The sequence below is a fragment of the Candidatus Poribacteria bacterium genome, from assembly GCA_021295755.1.
In the GTDB taxonomy this organism is placed as follows: domain Bacteria; phylum Poribacteria; class WGA-4E; order WGA-4E; family PCPOR2b; genus PCPOR2b.
Window position 1 is genome coordinate 1 of sequence record JAGWBT010000240.1, and the last position, 2425, is coordinate 2425.

Here is a 2425-nt window from a genome sequence, read left to right on the forward strand (position 1 = left end):
CGAAGGGACAGGCGAGCGGTTTCTGCCTTGAGATCATTGGTGAGGAAGGACGCTTGGATGTGGAAAATACAGTAACTTTGTCGACAGGTGTCGGCAGATCTGAGTTGCTGGACCTACCACCACACATGATAACCGGTATCCCCGCCTACATTGAAGAGCTCATTGGAGTGATAGAGAACGGCGGCGAATTGCTCTCTCCTGGATCGGAAGGGAAGAAAGTGGTCGAGATTATTATCGGATTCCTCAAGTCGCAAGAGCGCGGGAATGTGCGTGTAGACCTGCCGCTGCCGCCGGGGAATTGATACCGTATCCGGTAGTTACATCATCAGATGGCGTGTAACCCAACAAAGACTATACCTTTGCAAAAATTTGGGAATAGGTGGTTCAGTACGAAACTTCCTGAAGATAAATTGAAGAAAATCGTGTGAGCGATCCTCATATTAGGTAATCTCAATTCAATTTCGGAGGTGTAGTTTTATGAAACTGATGTATTATCTGATATGTTTTGTTATGGGACTACTCATGGTTGGTTGCGGCGGCGAGGATGAACCTGTAACTAAAGATAAGCCCGCCCCGCTCGTTCCAGTGGTGAATCTTATTAGGAGCGAACCACCAAGCGGTAGCGTTATTTGGACTATAGATGCTCTAGACACTCCTGTAGAAATTAAATTATTTTTCGATCGCCTTCCTTCTTACGTCTCTGTGGGTGGAATTCGGGCTCAACTTCAAGACGATCACGCCACTTGGGAAGTTACCACGCAACAATTATTGGATGCGTTGGAGCCAAACCCAGCAGTGAAGGCAGGTGCGGATTTATCAGTAGCTTGGGTAAATCCTGATGCTTCTGACGGAAAAGCCACACTTACGTTTAGAATAGGGCTCGTAGGAGAGCAAGCTGAAATATTCTCTGGTACGGTTACAGATGGTGAATCAGACGTTGACCCCGAGCCACTGAACGCAGGCGGATTCCGTTTTGATTTCGATAGAGAAGTTAGGGGGAACGTTACAATCAGACAGAAAGATGGGGAACCGCTGAATTGGATTTCTAGCTTTGCTGGTGCTACAGCGACGCTCACCGCTATAGCAGGAAGAGAACTCCGGCACGGTGTTGTTTATGTCATCCATATCGAAGTAATAAATAATGTTGATGCTAAGACTGAGTTCACGATTACATTTAGAACTAAGGATGAATAATTTCTCTTCTGTGTTCCTACTCCAAGTCACATTTTAGATGAACGGTTCAGGATACAGAGGAAGCATTTATGCTTAGTTATGGAGCGAAACATGTACGTTCAGTATACAGACCTACCCGCACCAAGATCGCTACCCGAAGGGACGACGCTTGAATACGCGACACAGGATCAGGACTGTCGTTCTCTTGAACGATTTGCCCTCCGTACCCTCAATGCAGGGAAGCGTACTCCAGAGATTATCGATGAATCGCGTGAATCATTTTGGATTATCATCAGTGGAGAGGGGACGATGACCCGTGGCGATGAAACCACCCAAATCCAACCGCGAGACCTAATCATCACGCCGCCGGGAGTTGCTCATTCACTCACCGCCGGGGATACGCCCGTCAAATGGTTTGACGTTGCGTTTCATTCTGCCACTTGGGAGATTGCCGCGGACGCGTTGGACGATGGTATTGGAGACTCACACGGCGATCATGTCCACGGCAAGCCGGCACTGGTCCGGGGTGAGGAACTGCCACCGCAGGAGGGGGATTCCTGTTACCGGTATCCTCACGCCCGACCGCATTCGACGTTAGATCATTGGGATCAGAATAGCAGTGAGCCGGGAGCACGTGCCGCTAACCATGTCCACGACAGCCATGAGGAGTTTTGGTACATCCACGAAGGTTCGGGGCATGTCGAACAAAACGGGCAAATCTTTGAGGTTTCCGCGGGAGATCTCATCGGACATGCGCCGGGCGTCCATCATACGCTCATCGCTGAGAAGGAGCCGATCCGTTGGTACTGCTTCTGTATGAATCGCTGGCTAATGCCACTTGTCAAAGACGCGCTCGTTGAGGTTTAACTGTGCCGAACAAACTCCCACAATTCCAAGACGAGGTTCCGCTGTATTTGAAAGCAAACTATAGTGAATCATAAAAATAAATAGACACTTTCGCTCCCCGTGTTGGGTAGGCGCTGTTTCCAACTGCGCCGGTAGGTGCGGTTAGAAACCGCACCTACCGGGGTGATAGCCCGGATTTTTCCATCCCCGGTAGTCGATGTTTCCTCACCTCGCCGATTGGCAGTGTCTAATTAATTCTAAAATCTACCATAAATGAATGAGTTTACCAAAATTCTAGCAACAATCCAACGTCCGTTTCAGCAGGAAATTCGGAGCGGTTGCCAAGACAGTGTGGTGATTAACGGATTAGGCGCCTATGTCCAACTTTGGGTCAGGAATGCCCAAC

Annotated in this window: 3 protein-coding genes; all 3 read left to right on the top strand. The window is 49.0% G+C overall.

From position 1 onward, the window contains the following. Positions 1–302, top strand: a 302-nt coding sequence (locus tag J4G02_22805; GenBank protein MCE2397339.1) for a hypothetical protein, incomplete at its 5' end; no start/stop codon positions are given. A 175-nt stretch (positions 303–477) separates the two neighbouring features. Beyond that, the gene (locus J4G02_22810) at positions 478–1194 is read left to right on the top strand and encodes a hypothetical protein (GenBank protein ID MCE2397340.1); all 717 of its coding nucleotides are present in this window, start codon (positions 478–480) and stop codon (positions 1192–1194) included. Positions 1195–1284: 90 nt separating this feature from the next. Continuing rightward, positions 1285–2040 carry a cupin domain-containing protein gene (locus J4G02_22815; GenBank protein ID MCE2397341.1) on the top strand — a complete coding sequence of 252 codons (756 nt, stop codon included), beginning with the start codon at positions 1285–1287 and terminating at the stop codon, positions 2038–2040. Positions 2041–2425: the final 385 nt, after the last annotated feature.

Excerpts from the sequence above, each read along its gene's own strand:
- J4G02_22810 (MCE2397340.1), top strand. The coding sequence starts at position 478 with ATGAAACTGATGTATTATCTGATATGTTTTGTTATGGGACTACTCATG.
- J4G02_22815 (MCE2397341.1), top strand. The coding sequence starts at position 1,285 with ATGTACGTTCAGTATACAGACCTACCCGCACCAAGATCGCTACCCGAA.